We start from the raw sequence: 22,589 nt of genomic DNA on the forward strand, positions 1-22,589 counted from the left end.
TACATACGTGAATAAACAACAACATCCTAAGCCACCCGGCAGCACATGGACGGATGATCAATGGGATGCGATTACACTCAAGGGTCAAAATATGCTGGTTGCCGCCGCTGCTGGTTCAGGCAAAACAGCCGTACTCGTCGAGCGGATTATACGCCGGATATCCAATGAGTGGGAGCCGATTGATGTTGACCGCTTGCTTGTCGCGACGTTTACCAAAGCAGCGGCATCCGAGATGAAGCATCGTATTCGTGAAGCGCTGGAAAAAGAGTTGATGAAGCAGCCGCATTCGCAGCATTTGCGCAAGCAGCTCGCACTGATGGGACGCGCATCGATTACTACGCTGCATTCCTTCTGTCTGGAAGTCGTTCAACGTTACTTCAGCCTTATTCGGTTAGACCCGGGCTTCCGTATCGCAAACGAGACGGAGGCTGACCTGCTTCGCCAAGACCTGTTAGGCGAAATGCTTGAGCAGTACTACGCCGTAAGCGGAGAGAACAGCGCCTTCTGGCGGCTGGTCGATTCGTTCAGCGGCGAGCGCAACGACGACGCGATCATGCAGCTTATACAGAAGCTGTATGATGTGTCGCGCAGTCATCCGTGGCCGGAGTACTGGCTCAGAGCGACGGCTTCGATGTTTGGACCGCCGGCGCCGCAGATACCGCAGGACGTGCCGGATGAGGCAGCCTCCGTCATGCAGGAGGCGCTGCCTTACGTTGCTGCTGCGACTGCGCCAGCGGACTATTCGATCTGGGAGCAGAGTTTGATACGCGACCTGTCTTTAGAGCTGGAAGGAGCCGCTGATCTGCTGCGGCAAGCGCAGCAAATCGCTGAATCGCCTGGCGGTCCGGCCCCGTATTTGGACAATCTGCGAGAAGATTTGCTGCTCGTAAACAATTTGCGTGAAACGACCACCTATCCGTGGTCCGTCTTGTATCTTGGTTTCCAGACGGTCGAGTTCGGAAAGCTCAAAGCATGCAAGGGCGATGACTACGATAAAGAGCTGCAAGAGGAAGTCAAAGAACTGCGAAATAAAGCCAAGGAACAAATTAACAAAATGAAAGAAGAGCTGTTCGGGCGTACACCTGAACAATTCCATCAAGAAATTGCCGAAATGGCACCTTTGCTTCACACGTTAGTGGATCTGGTTGTTGACTTCGGACAGCGGTATCAAGAAGCCAAACAAGCTAAGGGTTTGATCGATTTTGCTGATTTGGAGCACTATTGTTTACAAATTCTTAGCGCAGAGGGCTCTATTCCCGGGGAACTGATTCCATCCGAGGCTGCTCAGGCTTATCGCAGACAATTCGTGGAAGTACTTCTGGATGAATATCAGGATACGAACCGCGTACAGGAAGCTATTGTTGAACTGATCTCGAATACGAAGCCTGGCAATCGATTTATGGTAGGGGACGTGAAACAGAGTATATATCGGTTCCGTCTTGCTGAGCCAGGTCTCTTCCTGGAAAAGTATAAGGCGTACCGTTCCAATAAGGATGAATCGACAGAAACGTCTTCCGAGGGTGGAAGAATCGATTTGGCGCGTAATTTCCGCAGTCGCATTCAGGTTGTCGATGCGGTCAATTTTCTTTTTAAACAAATGATGAACGAAACTGTTGGTGAAATCGCCTATGATGAGCGCGCAGAACTTGTATACGGAGCGGGCTATCCGCCATCAGCTTCTGATTGTTCAGTAGAAATGCTGCTTGTCGATCGTGGGACGGAAGTGCCAGACAAAAGTGAATCGTTCACTGAAGATACCGATGATCAAGAGTCAGAAGCTTTTGGAGAGGGGGCCGATGGAGCCTCTGATCCTGTAATAGAAGCGCAAGAACTGGAAACAGCGCAGCTGGAAGCGCGCACGATTGCTCGCCAAATCCGAGGATTACTCGGTGCTGGAGGACAGGAAGCTTTTCAGGTTTTTGATAAAAGAACGGGCGGGGATCGTCCTGTAACCTATCGCGATATCGTGATTTTGCTGCGGGCGACGCAGGCGTGGTCTCCTGTCATCATTGAAGAACTCAAAAAACAGGGCATACCGGCCTATGCGGAGCTGAGCACCGGATATTTTTCTGCAACAGAAGTAGAAGTGATGCTTTCCTTGTTGAAAGTCATCGACAATCCGTATCAGGATGTGCCATTAGCGGCCGTACTGCGTTCACCGGTTGTGCAGCTAACCGCAGAGGATTTAGCACAAATCAGGGTCGCGGATAAATCAGTGCCTTTTTACGAGTCTGTCTTACAGGTAGTTAAAAGTGCAGAGTCAAATGATAAGGAAGTTCTTTTACAAAAGCTCAACCATTTTCTTGGGCTTCTGGAAAAGTGGCGGAATGACGCTAGACAAGGCTCACTTGCCGATTTAATTTGGAGCATCTACAGACAAACGGGTTATTACGATTTCGCCGGGGGATTACCTGGTGGCTTGCAAAGACAAGCAAATTTAAGAGCGTTATACGATCGTGCAAGACAATATGAAAGCACATCTCTACGTGGATTATTCCGCTTCCTGCGTTTTATCGAACGAATGAAAGAGAGTGGCGGAGATCTAGGCACAGCGCGTGCGCTCGGTGAACAAGAAGATGTGGTTCGCATCATGTCCATTCATAAAAGTAAGGGGCTTGAGTTCCCTGTTGTATTCGTGGCAGGAATGGCCAAAATGTTCAATCAACGTGATTTGAATGACGCGTTCTTACTGCATAAAGAGCTCGGCTTTGGACCTCGTTTTGTGGATACGAATTTGCGTGTAAGCTATCCGACACTGCCTTCCTTAGCTATCAAAAGAAGAATGAAGTTAGAGCTGCTTGCAGAGGAAATGCGCGTCTTGTATGTTGCTCTCACAAGGGCGAGAGAAAAGCTGTATTTACTTGGCACTGTGAAATCACTCGATAAGCTGCTGCGTGGGTGGGGCCGTCATCTGTCTAGGACAGATTGGTATTTGCCGGACTTTGAATTGGCGAAAGCAAGGAGCTATCTCGATTGGGTCGGACCTGCCCTGCTTCGTCATCCAGATGCGGCTCTGTGGAGAGAGCGCCTCGGCATTAGTGAGGCCTCTTCTGGCGTGCGTCTGTTGCAAGATCCTTCAAAGTGGAAGTTGACGGTTATCCAGCCCGAGAGCTTGCAAATGGAAGAACAGTTGGAAGCTGAAAGTGTGTTACCCGACGCAGAACGAATGTCAGCCGTTCATCAAAGTCATTCTGTACCTACGTCGGGTAGATGGAAGGATTGGTTGGAGGATCGGCTCTCGTGGACATACGAATATCCGGATGCGCCAATGCATTTTGCTAAGACCACTGTATCGGAAATGAAGCGTTTGTCTGAACGGAATCGCATAGCGGGAGAAATGGAATTCCCGTCTGGAGCAGAAGCTGCTGTTTTGGATGAGTCTCAGGTGAAGCCAAAGACTGCGGTATGGCGCAGGCCTAGATTCATGGAAGAGAAAAAGCTAACTGCAGCTGAAAAAGGTACTGTTGTTCATGCTGTCATGCAAAATCTTTCTCTGCAGGAATCGCCGACGGAATCAAGCATCCAGGCAACTCTTGAGGAGATGCTAAACAAACAAACGCTTACTCAGGAGCAATGTGATGTTGTAGATATTCCGGTTGTATTGAAGTTTTTCGAAACAGAAGTTGGTAAGAGAATGGTACAAGCTGCGAACGTGCAGCGTGAAGTGCCTTTTAGCTACGGACTGCCTGCGGATGAGGTTTACATGGGAACTGACCGCTCCACGATAGGTGAGACCGTGTTAATTCAAGGGGTTATCGATTGTTTATTCGAAGACGAGCTAGGACTCGTGTTGGTTGATTATAAAACGGATGCGGTAAAGGGAAACAGTGACGCAGAACTGATGTTGCGTTATGAGAAGCAAATAACACTGTATTCCCGAGCCGTGGAACATATTTGGAAGCGACCTGTGAAAGGGAAGTTCTTGTATTTCTTTGACGGGGCGAAATTGTTGGAGATGTAAAATGGAGATAGATAGATAGATAGATAGATAGATAGATACGGAGCATATGACATGTTTAGGAAGGAGTTGAGTTATGCGAATTTTACACACAGCCGATTGGCACTTCGGTCGAACACTTGAAGGGCGCAGCCGGTTAGAGGAACAGACGGCTTTCATGGATGAGCTTGTGCAGATTGTTCAAGATCAAGACATCGATTTGGTTATGATCGCAGGAGACATCTATGATAGCGTAAATCCTCCCGCTGCTGCGGAGCAGCTTTTCTATGAAGGCATTGCCAGATTGGCTGATGGCGGTAAGCGTCAAGTGGCCATAATCTCCGGCAACCATGATCATCCGGATCGGCTTGCAGCATCAGGTCCGCTTGCGGCTAAACAAGGAATCACGATTATTGGCTTACCGGTACCTGACATTCAGTCGATTGGTATTGCAAGAACAGGTGAGTTGGCACGTCTGATTGCACTGCCGTACCCGTCGGAATCACGACTCAAGGAGCTGCTTTCGGATGTTGCCGAAGAGGAAGTACTACGTAGCAAATATTCCGAACGCGTGGGTGCACTTATTCGTAAGCAAGCGGCTTCTTTTGAAGCCGGCACGGTGAATCTGATCATGAGCCATTTGTACGTTCTCGGCGGTCATGAAACGGAATCGGAACGCCCTATTCAAGTAGGAGGCGCCTACACGGTAGATACGAATGCTCTGATGGCAGGAGCGCAATATGTTGCGCTTGGCCATTTGCATAGACCGCAAAATGTGAAAGCAGCGTCTCCTATCCGTTACTGTGGTTCCCCTATCGCCTACAGCTTCTCGGAAGCAGGCCAAGCGAAGTCGGTCACAGTGCTCGATCTAGCTCCGGGACAAGCTGCCGAGCCTAAGGAAATATTTCTTACTTCGGGCCGCCCTCTTGTGAGTTGGAAAGCCAAAGAAGGAATTGGGCAAGTACATCAATGGCTGGATGAACAACGCGATGCTTCCGCTTGGATCGATTTGGAAGTCACAATGACAGAAGCAATGTCCATTGAACAGATTCAATCGCTGCGCAAAGCATACGAAGGATTTATACATATTCGGCCAATTTACCCGGAGATGGAGGCTGTCCGAGCCGTGGTGTCCAGATCTGATCTGTCGATGGAGGAGCACTTCACGCGTTTCTACTCTCGTCAAACAGGCGGCGCTCAGCCAGAACCAGAATTGGTTCGGTTGTTTTTGGAGCTGCTGCAGGAGAAGGATTTGGCAGATGCTGCTGGGGAGTGAATTTGGGAGGAAAACCTTGGTAGTCGTTGGAACAACCTAAGTGCACGTGGGAACACACAGAGTACTCGCAGAAACACTCAATAGTCACTGACACACACTAAGAACAACTGAAGCACTGGGTGGTCACGGAAACACCCAATAGTAACTAAAACGCATTAGTACTCATGGAAACACCCAATAGTAACTAAAACGCATTAGTACTCATGGAAACCCCCAGTAGTAACTAAAACGCTTAGTACTCACGGAAACATCCAGTAGTAACTAAAAAACGCTTAGTACTCACGGAAACAATCAATAGTAACTAAAACGCATTTAGTACTCACGAAAACCCCCAGTAGTAACTAAAAACGCATTAGTACTCATGGAAACCCCCAGTAGTAACTAAAACGCTTAGTACTCACGGTAACATCCAACAGTCACTGAAACACTCAGCATTATCTCAACTTTCTCATTTACTCTTCTGTTCTTGCCTCCATTTGTTGGGAGAAGTAGCTGCATTTAGTGCATCTATTTCAACCGAAATGGCAATAGATTCGAGTTTTGATGCAAAAAGTGCAGCTAATATCGTCAAAAATACGCAAATAGCTTCAGTTAAGAGGAATTTGATGTAGCTTTTGCAGCTAAGTTCCTCGAAACTGGCTTCTGCCTGAAAATTTGCTGCAGTTTTTGCAGTATTTTTAGCACGGAGTGAAAGAACTTAATACAAATTTGAAGAATTGCTTTCAGATGAAGAAGTAACTGCGGATTGGTAATAGGGGAATCAGTGTTTTATGCCCGAGAAGTGCTTGTGGATAACTGGGAGAATCGAAGTTGATTTTTATGTTAACGAAGAAATAAACAGAAGGAATATATAGCAAGCGATTCTAGTGCTTTTACGAAAGGAGGACAAGCGTATGCGTCCAATTCAGTTGCAAATGTCCGGACTTCAGAGTTATCGGGAAATGCAGACGATCGATTTTAGCCAATTGGTAGATGCGGGCGTGTTTGGCATTTTTGGGCCAACGGGCAGTGGGAAATCGTCCATTCTTGATGCGATCACGCTATCGTTATATGGCAAAGTGGAAAGAGCAAGCGGTGGCACGCAAGCGATTATGAATCATGCGGAGCAGACGCTGTTCGTTTCTTTTACGTTTGAGCTGACGAATGCGGCTGGCACTGAGCGTTATCGTGTCGAGCGGCAATTCAAGCGCGGAGCGGAGATGTCCATAAACGGGACCATTACTCGGCTTTTACATATCAACGGGACTGAGACCATTGTACTTGCGGATAAAGCGGGTGAGGTGAATCAGCAGGTACAGCATATTCTGGGTCTGTCTATGCAGGACTTTACGAGAGCTGTCGTGCTCCCGCAAGGGAAATTCGCAGAATTTCTGACGTTGACCGGCAAGGATCGCAGGCAAATGCTGCAGAGGCTATTTCACCTTGAACAGTATGGGGATCATTTGAGCGCGAAGGTTAGTTCCAAAGTGAAAGAAACGGACAGCACAGTAAAGCAGCTTGCTGCAGAGCAGCAGGGGCTTGGTGATGCTTCAGAGAGAGCGCTAGAAGAGGCCAATGCCAAACTTCTGGAAGCAGAACAAGAGGCGGTTCGAAGTCGTCATCATTTGGAGCAGCAGGAGAAGTCTTATGACGAGCATAAGCAGGTGTTTCAGTGGCAGATGGAGAAAAAAACGCTGGAACAAGAAAAGCAAAAGCAGCAGGAACAAGAGCCGTTAATCCTCGAGAAGGAGCTCCTTCTTCAAAAAGCAGATCAGGCTGAAAAGGTGAGGCCCTATCTGGAACAGCATGCTTTGGCTTCCAAAGATGTGTTGACAGGGAAAACGCAGCTTGAGATTGCAGAAGCTTCAAAGCAGACAGCTGAAACATCGTATCAGCAAGCTGTTCACAAATTTGAACATGCGCAGCAAGAGCTGGCTTTACAGGAAGGGCCGCTTTTATTGCGGTTGGACCAACTGCAGCAGGCTCTAGTCATTCAGCAGGAGCTTGAACAAGTTCAAAGTCAAATCCAAACCACTCAGAATCAAGAAGTTGAAATCAAGGCAACTTTAACGCATTTGCAGGCTGAAGTGAGTAAAAACATAGAAACAAAACAAAAAGCAATCCTTAAACAAACCGAGCTTAAAGATCAGCTGAAAATGGTGGAAACCACATCTGTTTCCAGACAGCTATTACAATCTGCTTCTCAAGAAAAGAAGGCAATTGAACAACTCCAAGCCCAAGAGCTTGAAGCTAAGAAGGCTAGAGAAGATAAAGCTGGCGCTTACTCGGTAGTGGAACAAAGTCAATTGCAATTGGCAGCCAAGCAGCAAGCCTATCAGGTTAAATTGTCAGGATGGCTGAATAAACTGCAGGAAACTGGTAATGAGGTTAGCTTGCAAAGTGCAGCAATCACCAAGTTCGTTCCTGCTTTGCAAGCTTACAAAGAGAGACAGAAGTTGAGTTGGAAAATACAAGAGCGTCATGCTTTGGCAACGATACTTGCCAGTGAGCTTGTGGATGGAGATCACTGTCCTGTATGCGGTGCAACAGAGCATCCGTTAAAGGCACATAGTGAAGTACCAGCTGAAACTGCCTATAATCTGGAGGCAAATGAAGAAGGGCTTCGGCAAGTAGAAGAGCTGATCCAGCTTGCAAAAGAGCATCAATTCACGGGGCAGCAGTTGCTGCGCAGATTGTCTGCTGTTCATCGGCAGGCCGTTGATTTGGCGGCGGCTCTAGCTGCATCCGGTCAGGAACAAGCTGAATTGACCAGTGAACAATCCTCTATGGCTTGGGGTGAGGCAGCTGTTGGGAAAGAAGAAGAAGCTAATGTCAATCTCGGGGAGCTTCATGAAGATATAAGTTTTGAGGCTTTTCATGAGGAATGGAAAGTTATGGGAGCAAGCCTGTCTACCTGTATTTCCCAGTCTGAAGAACTTGAGCATTCTTTCCAAAGTCTACAAAAAGAGCATGCACTTCTCGCACAACAATTCGTGCAAGCAGATGCTCAGATGCAAGCGGCCGGGAGCTTGTTATCAGAATCGGATAGCAGGTTAGCTTCAATAACAACAATGCTAGGTGAGCAGTTAAAAGGTTGGCAGGAGCGTTATGCGGAGCTTTCTTGGATAGATGTGGACCAGCAGCTTGAACAGCTTCTTGCCAATGAGCGATTAGCCGAGGAGCTCCGCGGCCGAATTGAGAAGAGCATCCCGTTTCTTGATGAGCTAAACGGGAAGATCGACGAGCTCCAGCGCGTCGCACTGGAGCAAGATCGTACTGCCCTGCAGCTGCATGAACGGCTGCAGGGCTTGGCGCAGCTCGCCGCCGACAAGTCGCGGCAGCTCGCTTTGCGCGCGCCTGGCGCGGCTGTGCCGCAGCTCATCGCGGAGGCGACCTCCGCGCTAGAGCAGCTGCGGCAGCTCGCGCAGATGACCAAGCTCGCGCATGCTGCTGCGCAGCGCGAGCAGCTCCTGGCGGCGCAGCGCTACAGCGCCGCCGCCGAAGCTGCTGCCGCCGCCGCGCGGCAGCTGGCGCAAACCGAGCGCGCGCTGCACGGCGCGCTCACGGATAACGGCTTCGCGTCGCGCGAAGCCGCAGAAGCCGCGGCGCTGGCGCCCGAGCAGCGCCGCCAGTGGGCGCTGCTCGCGGCGGAGCACCGCGAGCGCGAGCAGGCGCTGCGCGCCCAGCTGGCGCAGCTGGCAGCGAAGCTGCAGGGCCGCGTGCTGAGCGCGGACGAGTGGGCGCAGTCGCAGGCGCAGCTGAGCGCCGCGAAAGCGGCCGCCGAGGCCGCGCTCGAGACGCGGGCCAAGGCGGCGCAGGGCGCGAGCGAGCTCGCTACGCGGCATGCGCGGTGGTGCGAGCTTGAGGCGCGTCGTGCCGAACAGGCAACGCAGCTGGAACGGCTTGGCAAGCTGCAAGCCGTGCTAAAGGCTAATGCCTTCGTCGAATACCTCGCCGAAGAGCAGCTCATGCAAGTTAGCCGCGCTGCTTCAGAGCGGCTAGGTGAATTGACGCGTCGACGCTATGCGATTGAGGTCGACTCCGGAGGAGGCTTCGTCATCCGTGATGATGCCAACGGCGGGGTGAAGCGCCCGGTAAGCACACTATCGGGCGGTGAAACGTTCCTTACCTCGCTGGCGTTAGCGCTCGCGCTTTCGGCACAGATCCAGCTGAAGGGGGAATATCCGCTGGAATTCTTCTTCCTCGATGAGGGCTTCGGTACGCTCGACCAAGAGCTGCTGGACATGGTCATTGGTGCGCTAGAGAAGCTTCATATGGATAGTCTAGCCGTGGGCGTCATTTCCCACGTTCCAGAGCTCCGTGCTCGTCTAGCTCGTAAATTAATCGTCCTCCCAGCAGAGCCATCTGGGCGCGGGAGCCGCATTGTCGTTGAGGAACTGTAGCTCATGAGCTCGGATTTTATTATTTGATTTCATTACCAGAGAATAACGTGATCATGAATAAGGAATCTGAATTTTATGGGATTGAAGACGGTGGCAGGTTGATTTTTAGGTGGTTTCCATTTGATGAATTAGATCAAATTGAGGTGTACCCCGAATTTATCAAAAGAGATATACATGGCCTATTGACTTCTGAGATTATAAAGCATGAAGTGACAAATGAATTGAATCATAAGCCACAGAGAATCTAGCATTTTATTCACAAATCAATATCCTTACCAAGGCTAACGACGCTCCACTTCGTTAGCCTTTTTTGCATTCTCCAAATCATCTTTAGGTGAAGTCATCAAACCGACTCGTACAAGTTGGCATACACTGCAACATCTTTAAGGAAGAGGAGAATGTGAATGGCTACATTTCATGAGGCGCTAAAACACAAGAACAGAATTTCCCCCGTTTTACTAAAAAGATCCGAGGTCATGGCAGTGGGTGTTGGCTATGCTGATCCCAGTAAACCGTCACTTGGAGCAGGCGTGATTGTTTACACGCATCAAAAAACCGTCCCCTCCAGTTTGAGTAGCCTTAAAGGAATGGTTGCTAAAGCAGGCAAGGCAGTTCCCGTTCGGTTTGTCCCTTCAGGGATGTTTAAAACGAGTGTCTCATCTTCTAAACCAAAAGCCATCCGGCCAACATTGTTTCGCAATAGAATTCGTCCTGTCCCTGGGGGAGTAAGTATTGGTAAACCGGATCCATTCTCCACAGGAACAGCAGGCGTCATAGTGATTAGAAACAACCAGCTTTATATACTGAGCAACAACCATGTTCTCATTAAAAACAACTCCACAGCCTTCTCAGCAACCGTGCAACCAGGGCCGGCGGATGCAGCGATTGCCGGTAATACCATAGGGAGAGCCTTCCAATTCGTAAGATTGCGCCCGGGTGAAGTCAATTTCCAAGATTCAGCGATAGCCCTGCCGTTTTCAAATAGCTTATTGAATCCAAGATACTTAGTCAGTGCATCGGGGCAGCTGGTTACAGTTCCTGGTCACTTGTTAAGCTACCCTGTCGGTCTTCAAGTGTTTAAATCGGGTCGTACAACTGGGTTTGTCAGAGGAACAGTAGAAGCCAATAATGTGGATGTACGTGTTTCTTATGGAGGAACTTTAGGGACATTATTGTTCCGAAATCAATCGGTAATTCGCGGGAATACGGGTGCTGTTTCGCTCCCTGGTGATTCCGGTTCTGTATGGCTTCGCGCATCAGATCGCTTTGCAGCGGCGCTCAATTTCGCAGGTACAGCGGATGGCCTCCGTTCGATTAGTAATCCAATTGGTACAGTAATGTCCACGTACGGGTTACGCATCGCCATTCCGGCAGCAGGCGGAACTTTTAAAGCAGGCGCGATTAAAGGGATTGCTCCGCGAGGCAACTATTCCTACGTTCAGCAATTAACAGATGAACAACGTAAACGCACTCGCGCTGTACTAGTTAGATCTTCTAAGTAAATACTATCATTTCATCCAAAAACCAATGGGCCCAGTCACATTGGTTTTTTGCTTTTTTATTTATTTATCGACAAAATGCTACTTTATTCCATTCAAAACGTATTAGTTATGGACATAAAAACTTACAACAGGGTCGAAGGGAGTCATTGTATCTTGAAAATCACTAAAAAAAGAATCGGAATTATGACGTTGGCTGTAGGAATTATCGCAGCTAGCCTAGCAAGTGCGCCGTCGCCTGCTCGTGCAGACATCGTATGGGATCACTGGCAGAAAGCAGAATCACTTCGTGCAAGTGGGAATAAAGATGAGGCTGTGCCGCATTGGAAATTCCTTGCTAATCACTACGCGAGCACGGGAGAATGGGAGAATGCAGCTTTATTCAATGGAAACTTGGCCGCCTATTACGATGCAATCGGTGATTACGATCAAGCGATTAGCTTTTACGAATCCGAAAATGAATATTGGGTGAAAGCCGGGAAGGATTGGGGGGCTGTAAAGCTGCAGCGTGCCGATCAAATTCGAACAACGATTGAATTGTATAGACAGGATCGTAATGAGACGACGGTACAACAATTAGCCCTGCCTAAGAGCAGTCAATTGGCCAAGTTTGAACCTACATATGGCACTTATCTGGGGGTGTACTCCGAACAGGATCCCAAGGTAGGTAATATTTTTACGAAGATGGAAACGGTTTATGGTAAAAAGCACGCGATTTATTTGGCTTACGCACACTGGGGCCAAGGATTCCCTGCTTCGTATGCGAAAAGAGCTAAAGATGCAGGTGGTGCTTTACAAATTGCATGGGAACCTGACGATGGCTTAGATCCGGTTACTGACGGCACCTATTTGCGTAAATGGGCACAAGATGCCAAAGCGGCAGGAATCCCGATCTTCTTGCGTTTTGCTGGGGAAATGAATGGAGCTTGGGTCAAATGGCACGGAAACCCTGCCCAATATATTGCTAAATTCCGAATGCTGCACGATGTATTCGCTGCTGAAGCACCGAATGTCGCGATGGTTTGGAGTCCTGGCGATGTACCAGCGAATGATATTGACCCTTATTATCCGGGGGATGCTTATGTAGATTGGGTTGGAGTTAGCTTATATATTGAGCCTTATGAAAATGGGGATCCGTCTCTGCCTTCCATGATTTCTACAAGCAGTGTAGAGAGGTTAACGAGGCTTTACAACACCTATGCGGACCGTAAACCGTTAATGTTAAGTGAAACGGGTGTCCCGCATTACGCGCACTCGGCAGGCGAAGATTTCACGGAATGGGCGAAGCTTAATCTGCAGCGTTTATATGAGATTATGCCTTATAAATATCCGAGATTGAAGGCGATCACTTACTTTAATGTCGATCAAAAGATGGAGAACGCAAAAAACGACTATTCACTTTCCACTTCGTCTGAGATCCAAAATTACTACAGCAAGTTAATTACTAATCCTTATTTGCTTTCCAAGGTAACAGACGCAGCTAAACCTACTGATCGTGTGGGCTATGTACCCGTAGATGCGAATCATCAGGCTTTTACGAAACAAACCAAGTTAATTCCCTTTGTCAAAATACCTGACGTTTACATTGGCAAAGTAGAGTATATCTTAAACGGACAAGTGATTGCTTCTCAAACAGATCTGCCTTACGGTCTGGAGCTGCGAGCCGGTGATGTTCCGGAGGGTTCCGTCATTCAGATCAGGGTTTATAATAAAGCTGGTAAACAAACAGCTTTGCGTACCTTCGGTTTATCATCACAAGTATCTGTTGAAATTGATGGGAAAGAGCAGAAATTTGAGCAGGCACCTGTCATTGTAAAAGGATCTACATTCACGCCACTGCGTGCGATTTTCGAAGCGATGGGTGCAACGGTGGATTATGAGGCCGCTACTAGAACAGTTACAGCCAAAAAAGGAAGTACAACTTTACGCCTTACTCTTGATCAGAAAACGGTGTATGTGAACGGCCAAGCTGTTCAATTAGATGAGCCAGCTCAGCTGGTGAACGGTTATACACTTGCGCCTGCTCGCTTCGTCGGGGAAACCTTTGGCGGCAAAGTCGCTTGGGATGGCACAAGCAGAACGGTTGCGATTACAACCAAATAGAAGAATATCTTCAAAAAAAAGCTGTTCCATCGCCTGACAAGATAGTCAGAGCTTTGGAGCAGCTTTTTTCTATAAATTAGGCTATGGTATCAGTCATTATTGTACTTTATACAACAATTCACACGCCTAAATGCTATTTCGCAACTTGAAGTTGCAGTTTGTACAACAGTTTGAGCCCATTTATCACGTAATGGCCTGAATAGGACCAAATTGTTGTAAATTCTGGAACAACAAAGAGAGAGAGATGAGTTTAGGCCGCAATTGTTGCACTTTTTACAACATCATTCAACTGCGAAATTTGGATTCACTCATCGTTGTACTAGGCAGGTTAGCTGCAGGATTCGATGGCGATGGGGAAGGATGCAGTGTTATGTTCAGAATAAGCAAGAGAATTCCTTTTGCAATGATGATCCCAGCGTAAACCTTAAACTTCGATTGACCTTCATGCGAAAATCACCCTCAGCAAATGTTCATTCACAGCACTATGTGAAGTTGCACCGAATTCGCCCATTTCAAATAGACATTAAAAATAATTTAGTTAAACGCGTAACTGATAAATCAATTTAATGGTAAAAAGATAGCGCTATCATATTGTAATATAGACATTTGTGTCTTATAATCTAGTTAAACGTGTAACTAACTAAAGAGGGTTGAGGAATGAAGAAACCAACAATTAAAGATGTGGCCAAAGTCGCAGGTGTTTCAGCAGCCGCAGTGTCCTATGCATTAAACGGCAGAACGGATAAAGTCTCCAATGAGACGATCGAGCGCATTAAGAAAATTATTGAAACCTTAAACTACATACCGGATTTCTCGGCAAGAAGTCTAGTTAAGAACCAATCTAAGCTGATTGGCATCGTGATTCCACAGACAGAATCGCACAAGCAGCTTATACTTGAAAACCCTTTCTACAGCGAAATGATAAGCGGCATTGAGGGCAAGCTTCGCGAGTATGGGTACCACCTCTTGTTATCTGGTGTTAACCAAGGGGAAAGTTATCTGGATTTATCCATTCAGCGTAATCTGGATGGTGCCATTATGATGGGTATTTATCCGGAACAGTTTTATGACGGTTTTAAGAAGATTAATATTCCGATTGTCCTGATCGACAGTTACATTAACGACAGTTATTTCAAGCGAATCGGCATTGATGACGAATACGGCGGATATTTGGCGACGAAGTATCTGATTGACAAAGGCCATTCCAACATTGGACTCGTGACTGGTGCGATTCGTAAAGACGGTGTCGTCGAGAAGCGTTTCCTCGGGTACAAACGTGCGATTCGTGAAGCGAATTTCTTTTATAACCCAGACTATGTGTTTGAAGAATCCATGAGTTATGAGCATGGTGTGGCTGCAGGTCAGCTCATCGCTAACAAGTTTCCTGAAATCACAGCAGTATTTGCTACAGGGGACATGGTTGCATTCGGAGCGATTCGGAGCTTGATGGACATGGGTAAAAAAGTCCCGGAAGACATCTCCGTCATTGGCTTTGATGATATCACGATGTCGAAGATGTTTATCCCGCCACTAACAACAATCCGGCAAAATATAACTGAAAAAGGCGCTATTGCGGCCGAGCATCTCATCAACATGATTCAAGGCGGCGTGGAGCAAGAAGCGATTGAAATTATGCTGCCGCTAACGATTGTGGAGAGAGCAACAGTTAGAGCCAAGGAATAATTAGCATTAATTATTATCTGGAACCGGAAAAGGAGAACGTCATGGTCGGACAAAAGAGATTTTCCAAAGCAGTTGTCATTATCGGATTTTTATTGCCAAGTTTAGCGGGTTTGTTTCTATTCCAACTCATCCCGATGCTCTCATCCGCGGTCATCTCTTTTACGAATTGGGATTTGTTAACCCCGGCGAAGTTCGTTGCGGTGGATAATTACACCGAAGCTTTACAGGACGAGAAAACGCTTACGTCATTAATGAACATACTTCAGTACATCCTTGGTTATTTGCCATCTGTTCTTGTTTTTGGTTTATTGTTCGCCGTTTTACTAAATAGGAAGCTAAGGGGTATTAAGCTATATCGAATTTTCATCTTTGTACCTGTCATCACCTCGTGGGTAGCTGTTTCCATCGTATGGCGTTGGCTGCTGAATGGACAGAGCGGGCTCATTAACTACCTGCTGTCGCTAATCGGAATTCAAGGACCTGTATGGCTGCAAGACTTTGTATGGGCAATGCCCTCAATTATTGCGGTAAGTGTTTGGAAGGATATCGGCTATGTGACCGTCATACTTCTTGCAGGGCTGCAGGATATTTCAGAGGATTATTACGAAGCGGCGACGATTGATGGCGCGGGTGGATTTCAACAATTTTTCCGAGTAACGCTGCCGCTGCTCACGCCTAGCATCTTTTTCGTACTTGTCATATCCCTCATTAATGGGTTCCAACTCTTTGATCAGGTGTTAGTTATGACAGGTGGCGGTCCGGCAGGGCAAACGAGCACGCTTGTGCAGCAAATATACGGGAATGCTTTTCAAAGCTATAAAATGGGCTTTGCCTCTGCGCAGTCATGGATCTTATTCGTCATTATTTTCGCCGTCACCATCGTTCAGCAGCAGCTTCAGAAAAGGTGGGTTACCTATGACAGATAAATATATGCCGTATCGGAACTTGCTTTCACACCTTATTTTGATTGTGGCGGCTGTTGTTCTCATGTTTCCTTTCGTCTGGATGCTGTCGGGTTCCTTTAAGGATAACTTGGAAGTCGTCAGAATGCCGCCGAATTTAATACCCGATACATTTAAATTCAGCAACTACGTCGAGATTACGAAATACTTCCCGATCTATCGCTTTTTGGGCAACAGTGTCGGCGTGTCCTTAGTTACGACAGCAGCACAGATGGTGGTGTGTGCGATGGCTGCATTTGTTTTTGCTAAAATACCGTTCCGAGGCAGGGAAACGCTATTCGTTCTTTATTTGATCACGATGATGATTCCCATGCAAGTAACGATGACGCCACTCTTTATCGTATTTCAAAAACTGCACCTGACGAATACGTATCTCGGTCTCATTTTGCCAGGAATCTTCAGTGCTTACGGGACTTTCCTGCTTCGACAACACATCATGACCATTCCTGATCCGTTGATTGAGGCGGCGAGAATGGACGGAGCATCCTATGTGAGGGTGTTTGTGAGTATCATTCTTCCGCTTAGCAAACCAGCTCTTGCAACGTTAGCCATTTTTGCTTTCATGGCTTCGTGGAACAATTTTTTATGGCCGCTTATTATTACGAGCGATAAGGAGTTGATGACACTTCCGATTGGACTGAGCAAGCTTCAGGGCAGATGGGCGACGGAGTGGAACATTTTGATGGCGGGGAATGTGATCAGCTTTATACCGATTTTCATTGTGTTTTTGTTCGCATCGAAATACTTCATTAAGGGAATGACCATGAGTGGCGTTAAAGGATAATGAGAGGGGTGATGAAAGTCGTTTGAGACGTAAGTGTTGAAATGAAAATGACAATAGTGAGTTAGCTGAAGAAAATTCAAAAGAAGAGAGGGTTTAAAGATGGTTACTAAAAAAACGGGTTGGGTCGTAGCGTTAAGTGTGGTTGTTTCTCTTGCAGCAACGGGGTGTGGAGCGGATACGAAAAAAGAACCTGCGTCAACGCCAAAACAAGAGCCAACGGCAGCTGCAACGGCAACACCAGAGACAAAGAAAGAACCTGTTACCCTCAAGTTCATGCAGTACACCGCAAGCGGTTCTCAAGAACAGACGCTCGGCGATATGGTGAAAGCGTTCGAGTCGGCCAATCCTGACGTGAAAGTCAAAGTGGATATCGTCGATTACAACAACTACTACACGAAGCTCAATACACAGCTCGCATCGGGGGATGCGCCTGACGTATTTGAGGTCGGTTACGAAAACTTCGTCTCTTATGCAGCCAAAAATACACTAAAAGACTTGACGCCGATCATTGCGAAGGACACGACGTTCAAGCCAGAAATCTACAAAGGTCTTGCCTATGACTCTTTCAAGTATAGCGGTAAGCAATACGGAGTCGTAGAGTCATTTTCAGACGTAGTTCTTTTCTATAATAAGGACTTGTTCGACAAAAAGCAAGTTGAGTATCCGAAGGCAGATTGGACGTGGAAGCAAGAGCTGGAAGCGGCTCAAAAGCTCACCGATGCCAAAAGCGGCGTATGGGGAACCTACTCGCCAATTCAGTTCTATGAGTTTTACAAAACGATTGCTCAGAACGGCGGAGGTATCTGGAGTGCAGATGGCAAGCCTACTGTAAACAGTAAAGAAAATATAGAAGCCTTGAACTGGATGCTGGATAAAGCGAAAAAGTATAAAGTGTCTCCAGCGCTGAACGACGATACCTTTAACCAACCGGATGCTGACTTAAATGCATTTAAAGCGGGTAAGCTTGCTATGCTGCGTGGCGGAATTTGGAACTTTGGCCGCTTTGCGGATGCCCCGTTCAAATGGGATATTGCTTTGGAGCCTGGTAATACGAAGAAAGCACATCATTTCTTTGCGGATGGCCTTGTTGTTTCAGAAAAAACGAAAAATGCCGAAGCGGCTTGGAAGTTTATCAAATTCATGTCCTCCGATCCTTCTGTTGTCAGCAAACGGATTGAGAAGGGCTGGAGTGTACCGGCTGTTTCTGATGAAAAAGTTATGGAGGCTTATTTCAAACAAACGCCGCCAGCTTCGAAGAAAATCGTACTTGATGCATTGAATTCGCTTGTACTGACGCCAGTAGGTCCAATTCCGGACAAATGGAACGATTTGACTAAAGCGATTGGCGACGAGCTGGATAAAGCGAAATTGAAATCCGATTATACAGCGGAAAAAGCGCTCAATGAAGCACAAGCTAAAATTGAAAAATTAGTAACTAAATAGCGTAGTGCGGACATAGTGTCGGCAGGGAAGGGGCATTGTTGCGGCAACGGCCCCTTTCTCATTCATACACATAGGATGGAGTAGGAGGATTTATGGTGCAAACACTAGATTCAAATCAGAATGTTAAATTCTCGCTAGATGAACATACAGGTCAGATTACGATCTCGGGGCAGCTTGCCACTCTTAGAGATATTGCTTTTTTGAGTTACGCGCTTATCCAGCGAGATGAGTCGGAGCGTGCATTACCTGTACTGCGTTTGATGAGCAGCGATCAATTTAAGGGGCAGTTGGGACTGACGGATGCGGCGCTTCGGATATGGGCTTTCGGCGAATATCTGAAGGTAACGGATGATCAGGATTTTAGGTTGGAAATAGAAGGGATGATCGAGCAAACCACCTTGCTTCTAGATGCCAATTGGCAGAAACCACAGCCTCATTGGCTGCAGAGTGGGAACGTAGGCATTTATTTGAGTCATTTGGCGATATACTTCGCTGCGGTTCAAGCCAATATCCAGAACGGTGTTGGCGAGCCGGGTGTGCGTTTACTGAAGGCGATCCGTGAGCTTGTCTTTGCCAGCTTCATTAAAGAGGGCCGAGTTGTTAGCGAATTGGGTGATACAGCGATTCATGGGGATATCATCACAGCGGCGATTCCATTCGGTATGCTGGGTATTGAAGACCGTATTCTGATCGAGGCGTTGTATAAACTGGAAGAATCACTTGTTAATAAAGGTGTAAGATTTAAAGCTGGCGACACCTTTTATGGAGGTTGTGAGCGAGCGGATCTTACCTGCCTGTTGGCGTGGTACTACGCTAATAAAGGGGACACAGTACGGGCGAAAGAGCTGCTCGCTCATGTGGAGTCGCTTCAGGAGGAAGATTCACAGCTGTATGAGGTAGACGCCTCTACAGCCAAGGAGCCATTACTGCTTACTTATTGGCGTGAACAAGCGGGGGAACCACCCGTCAGTACATGGGGGGGCGTTCTGTTGGAGCTTGCACAGGCTGCACTTGTTTCAGGTGATGTCCGTAGTGGCAGCTTAGACACCGTCACTCTGGTGCATCAACCGACGGGTTACGATGACCCTTACGTCATCCTGCCTTACGAGCGGTTTCCCCGCCATCCCGAAGCAGGGGATTCGGTGCTTGTACGCCTCTTGACTCAGCCTTTTCAGGCGAGTCAAGTTGTGACCGTGCAGGCCGCCGTTAATGGCATTCCGGCGGCCGAAGCCGTGACCGCCGTTATGAAAGTGACGGACGGCGGGGAAAAGGTCTGGGAAGCACAGCTTGGCCCTTGCCTCGCAGGTGACGAGGTCAGCTATGCTTTTGCGCTTCAGAGCGGGAGTAAGTCGCTCAGTTCAGCGACTTACAGCTTTAAAGTGCGGACATGGACGGCGCTGGAGCGCGTCCATGCCTTGTATGAGACGACGGATGGCTTCGTCGTCGAATTGGGTTACGGTGCGGAGGGCACTCGCACCGCACAGCTGTCTTTCCTCGCCGACGCGAGCGGCGCGGTGAAGCTGACGTTCGCCGCAGAGGGCGAACGCTCGCAGGTCGCGCCGCCGCAGCGGGCGGCGCTGGCTGTTGGACGCGCACGGCTGGAAGCCGAGGTGCGCGGGGGCAAGCTTGCGCTCGCGCTGCGCAGCACGGAAGGCGTGCTGATGGAAGGCTTCGCCGCCGAAGGGAAGCCGCTTATCGAGGCTTTAACCGATGCCTCGGGATGCCTGCACAAGCTTCGCTTAAACTTGAAAACGAGGCCGGAGCATCGTTGGTTCGGCATGGGGGAGCGCTTTTCCCATTATGAATATTCGGGTCATGAAGTCGATCAATATGTGTACAATCAGTACCGGGATCAAGGACTGAAGACTTACATGCCGGTTCCTTTTGCCATATCCTCCGGAGGATATGCGATCTTCGTGGATTCGGCGCTTTATTCGACCTTCCGTTTTCATACACGATTATCTGATCTTGTTGAAGTGGAAGCGGATGTGTCGCAGGCAAATCAACAGCTGGTTGCGTATTTATTTGCGGAGGAGCCGCTTGCGATAGTCGGACAGTTCACCCATCTTTCGGGCAAACCTGTATTGCCGCCGAAGTGGTCGTTTGGACCATGGATGTCCAGCAATAACTGGGATTCCCAGGCAGAGGTTTTGAAACAGGCTGAGCTAACGGCGAAGTATCAGATCCCATCCACTGTGCTAGTTATTGAGCAATGGAGTGATGAAGCGACGTTCTATATTTTTAACGATGCGCAGTACAATGTCAAAGACGGTAACCAACCGTTTCGCTATGATGAATTTCAGTTCCCGGAGTGGGGCCGCTGGCCGAATCCGAAGGGGATGGTCGAAGAGCTGCATGAGCAGGGTTTGAAGGTGCTGTTATGGCAAATACCTATTCATAAACATATGTATGGCGTTGCTCACGGTCAGCGCGATCAGGATGAAATTACATTGCTGGAGCAAGGTTACTGTGTGAAAACGGCGGATGGGGAGCCGTATACATTGCCTTATAACTGGTTTAAGGATTGTCATATTCTTGACTTTACGAACCCTGAAGCGGCGAAATGGTGGTTTAATAAGCGCCAATACCTCGCAGATGAAATCGGTGTAGATGGCTTTAAAACGGATGGCGGCGAATTCGTTTTCGGTCACGATCTGCAGTTTTATGACGGCTCTACAGGCCGCGAAATGCGTAATTTGTATCCCAATTTATATGTAGGCAGTTACTACGATTTCATAGGGCAGTATGCCAAAGATGGAGGCATTACCTTTAGCCGGGCGGGCTACACGGGAGCGCAGCGGTACCCGATGCACTGGGCTGGCGATGAGCGTTCGACCTTCCAGGCCTTCCGCTCCTCGATGATTGCCGGGTTATCCAGCAGTATGTCGGGTATTCCGTTTTGGGGTTGGGATCTGGGCGGCTTTCATGGTGACATTCCAACAGCGGAGTTGTTTATAAGATCCACACAAATGGCTGCTTTTTGCCCAGTGATGCAGTATCATGCCGAAACAAAAGGGGAGTTCAATCAGGACCGAACGCCGTGGAACATCGCTGAACGAACAAATCAGCCGCTTGTTATTGATTTATACAAAAGGTACGCGGACATTCGGATGAACTTATTACCTTACATCTATGATCAAGCGATTCGTACCAGCCGAACAGGGTTGCCTATGATGCGTGCAATGTCCCTTCAATTCCCAGCTGATCCACGTTGCACCGAAATGATTAGTGAGTACATGTTCGGAGAAAGCTTGCTGGTCGCTCCCGTTACGGAGGAGGGTCATGGTGCTAAAGAGATTTATTTCCCGGAAGGGTCCTGGTTATCTTTGTTCGATCAGGAAGAGGTCCAAGGTCCTTGCCTAATGAAGGTTGCTGCACCTTTGGAAACGATCCCTGTTTATCAGAAACAGGATAGTGTCATCGCGCTAAATCTGGCTGAGAATTATTCACTTGGCGATCATGTGGGCAATAGCGTAAACCGCTATGAGCATTTATGTTTCCGAGCTTATGTTGTGGGTGAACTGCAGGCAGAGTTTGAGGATGACCTAGGCAATCGTGTCAACATTTCAGCAAAAAGAGTCAGTGGTCAGATTCGTTTGCACTGGTCAAGCAGTCTTAGTCATAATCAAGCAATAACCTTTATTTTACATCAACCGGATGGTGTATCCACCGTGTCAAGTTCAGAAACGGAACTGTCACCAGTCGATCATATGGAACACCTGCTTCCTGGTCATTATTTGATTAGCCAAAAGAATCTGCTCATTACTGTCCCGGAATCGGCAGGAAGTCTGGTGATAGCGCAGTGATTTTGTTCGGGTTCCCTCACTGTGGAGATCACTCAAAGTCGTACCTTACTTGGAGCAGAGGATTACCCGCTCGTGTTAGGTTCCAACCTATTGAACTGAGTCAAGCCCGATTATCCATGCGCGAGGTTTCCTCTGTACTGTGGGAGCAAGCTCTGCACGAGACCTGTCAATACGTCAAACAGCAGCTGATGCCTGGTGAAGAATATGTGTTTATCGGCCACTGCTGGGGCAGCTTGCTTGCCTTTGAGGCCAGTCATCGCTTGAAAGCAGAAGGCATTACTGAGCCACGGCACTTATTTCTATCTGGCTGCAGCGCTCCGCACCTTCTTCGGCCTCGCGGTGCTTCGTATGGCATACAGGGGGATGCATCTGAGAATGACTGCCTGCCTTTGGAGGAATATCGTGGTCAGGTGAATCTAGAGCCGCTTCGTGCTAGATTCAGTGTTTTTACAGGTAAAAAGGATGAACATGCGCTTGTTGACCATTTGTCGGAGTGGAGCCGATATACGGCGAAAATCTGCGATGTGCACATTTGCGAGGGCGATCATCACTACTGGCAATCGGATTCAAACAAATGGCTGCAGCTCGCACAGACGATTGTAGAAAGGGAATATCTGATGTAATCAAACGGCGGTCGTGATTGAATTGGACTCGCGACCGCCCAATATTGAAAGGGGGGATGCTTGGAACAGTGCATACATGGCGAGGAATAAC

The 22,589-nt window shown here is 48.0% G+C and carries 11 protein-coding genes; all 11 read left to right on the forward strand.

The window, feature by feature from the left end; all coding sequences use genetic code 11:
- Positions 1–7: 7 nt before the first annotated feature.
- The 11 genes from addA to AC58U0_RS17500 all read left to right on the forward strand — a co-directional run bounded on the left by addA (position 8) and on the right by AC58U0_RS17500 (position 22,498).
- Positions 8–3,961 (forward strand): helicase-exonuclease AddAB subunit AddA, encoded by a 3,954-nt coding sequence (gene addA / locus AC58U0_RS17450; RefSeq protein ID WP_497380260.1) that lies wholly within the window; start codon positions 8–10, stop codon positions 3,959–3,961.
- 73 nt (positions 3,962–4,034) lie between these two features.
- Positions 4,035–5,213 (forward strand): exonuclease SbcCD subunit D, encoded by a 1,179-nt coding sequence (locus AC58U0_RS17455; RefSeq protein WP_497380261.1) that lies wholly within the window; start codon positions 4,035–4,037, stop codon positions 5,211–5,213.
- A gap of 893 nt (positions 5,214–6,106) precedes the next feature.
- Complete coding sequence (locus tag AC58U0_RS17460; RefSeq protein ID WP_497380262.1) at positions 6,107–9,595, forward strand: AAA family ATPase; 3,489 nt, start codon at positions 6,107–6,109, stop codon at positions 9,593–9,595.
- A gap of 404 nt (positions 9,596–9,999) precedes the next feature.
- Positions 10,000–11,097 (forward strand): chymotrypsin family serine protease, encoded by a 1,098-nt coding sequence (locus AC58U0_RS17465; protein WP_497380264.1) that lies wholly within the window; start codon positions 10,000–10,002, stop codon positions 11,095–11,097.
- A gap of 153 nt (positions 11,098–11,250) precedes the next feature.
- Positions 11,251–13,197 (forward strand): stalk domain-containing protein, encoded by a 1,947-nt coding sequence (locus AC58U0_RS17470; protein WP_497380265.1) that lies wholly within the window; start codon positions 11,251–11,253, stop codon positions 13,195–13,197.
- A gap of 657 nt (positions 13,198–13,854) precedes the next feature.
- Complete coding sequence (locus tag AC58U0_RS17475) at positions 13,855–14,880, forward strand: LacI family DNA-binding transcriptional regulator (protein WP_497380266.1); 1,026 nt, start codon at positions 13,855–13,857, stop codon at positions 14,878–14,880.
- A 41-nt stretch (positions 14,881–14,921) separates the two neighbouring features.
- On the forward strand, positions 14,922–15,806 hold the full coding sequence (locus tag AC58U0_RS17480) for a carbohydrate ABC transporter permease (RefSeq protein WP_497380268.1): 885 nt from the start codon (positions 14,922–14,924) through the stop codon (positions 15,804–15,806).
- Positions 15,796–16,626, forward strand: a complete 831-nt coding sequence (locus tag AC58U0_RS17485; protein WP_497380269.1) for a carbohydrate ABC transporter permease — start codon at positions 15,796–15,798, stop codon at positions 16,624–16,626. The genes AC58U0_RS17480 and AC58U0_RS17485 overlap by 11 nt, the downstream gene beginning before the upstream one ends.
- A gap of 99 nt (positions 16,627–16,725) precedes the next feature.
- The gene (locus AC58U0_RS17490; protein WP_497380270.1) at positions 16,726–18,069 is read left to right on the forward strand and encodes an ABC transporter substrate-binding protein; all 1,344 of its coding nucleotides are present in this window, start codon (positions 16,726–16,728) and stop codon (positions 18,067–18,069) included.
- 92 nt (positions 18,070–18,161) lie between these two features.
- The gene (locus tag AC58U0_RS17495; protein ID WP_497380272.1) at positions 18,162–21,875 is read left to right on the forward strand and encodes a glycoside hydrolase family 31 protein; all 3,714 of its coding nucleotides are present in this window, start codon (positions 18,162–18,164) and stop codon (positions 21,873–21,875) included.
- Positions 21,872–22,498 (forward strand): thioesterase II family protein, encoded by a 627-nt coding sequence (locus tag AC58U0_RS17500; RefSeq protein WP_497380273.1) that lies wholly within the window; start codon positions 21,872–21,874, stop codon positions 22,496–22,498. Before AC58U0_RS17495 ends, AC58U0_RS17500 begins: the two co-directional genes overlap by 4 nt.
- Positions 22,499–22,589: the final 91 nt, after the last annotated feature.

The organism is Paenibacillus sp. J31P190, from assembly GCF_059692075.1.

What these genes read in the sequence shown, in the direction of transcription:
- AC58U0_RS17455 (WP_497380261.1), top strand. Translation starts at nt 4,035, where the DNA reads ATGCGAATTTTACACACAGCCGATTGGCACTTCGGTCGAACACTTGAA.
- AC58U0_RS17460 (WP_497380262.1), top strand. Translation starts at nt 6,107, where the DNA reads ATGCGTCCAATTCAGTTGCAAATGTCCGGACTTCAGAGTTATCGGGAA.
- AC58U0_RS17465 (WP_497380264.1), top strand. Translation starts at nt 10,000, where the DNA reads ATGGCTACATTTCATGAGGCGCTAAAACACAAGAACAGAATTTCCCCC.
- AC58U0_RS17475 (WP_497380266.1), top strand. Translation starts at nt 13,855, where the DNA reads ATGAAGAAACCAACAATTAAAGATGTGGCCAAAGTCGCAGGTGTTTCA.
- AC58U0_RS17480 (WP_497380268.1), top strand. Translation starts at nt 14,922, where the DNA reads ATGGTCGGACAAAAGAGATTTTCCAAAGCAGTTGTCATTATCGGATTT.
- AC58U0_RS17485 (WP_497380269.1), top strand. Translation starts at nt 15,796, where the DNA reads ATGACAGATAAATATATGCCGTATCGGAACTTGCTTTCACACCTTATT.
- AC58U0_RS17490 (WP_497380270.1), top strand. Translation starts at nt 16,726, where the DNA reads ATGGTTACTAAAAAAACGGGTTGGGTCGTAGCGTTAAGTGTGGTTGTT.
- AC58U0_RS17495 (WP_497380272.1), top strand. Translation starts at nt 18,162, where the DNA reads ATGGTGCAAACACTAGATTCAAATCAGAATGTTAAATTCTCGCTAGAT.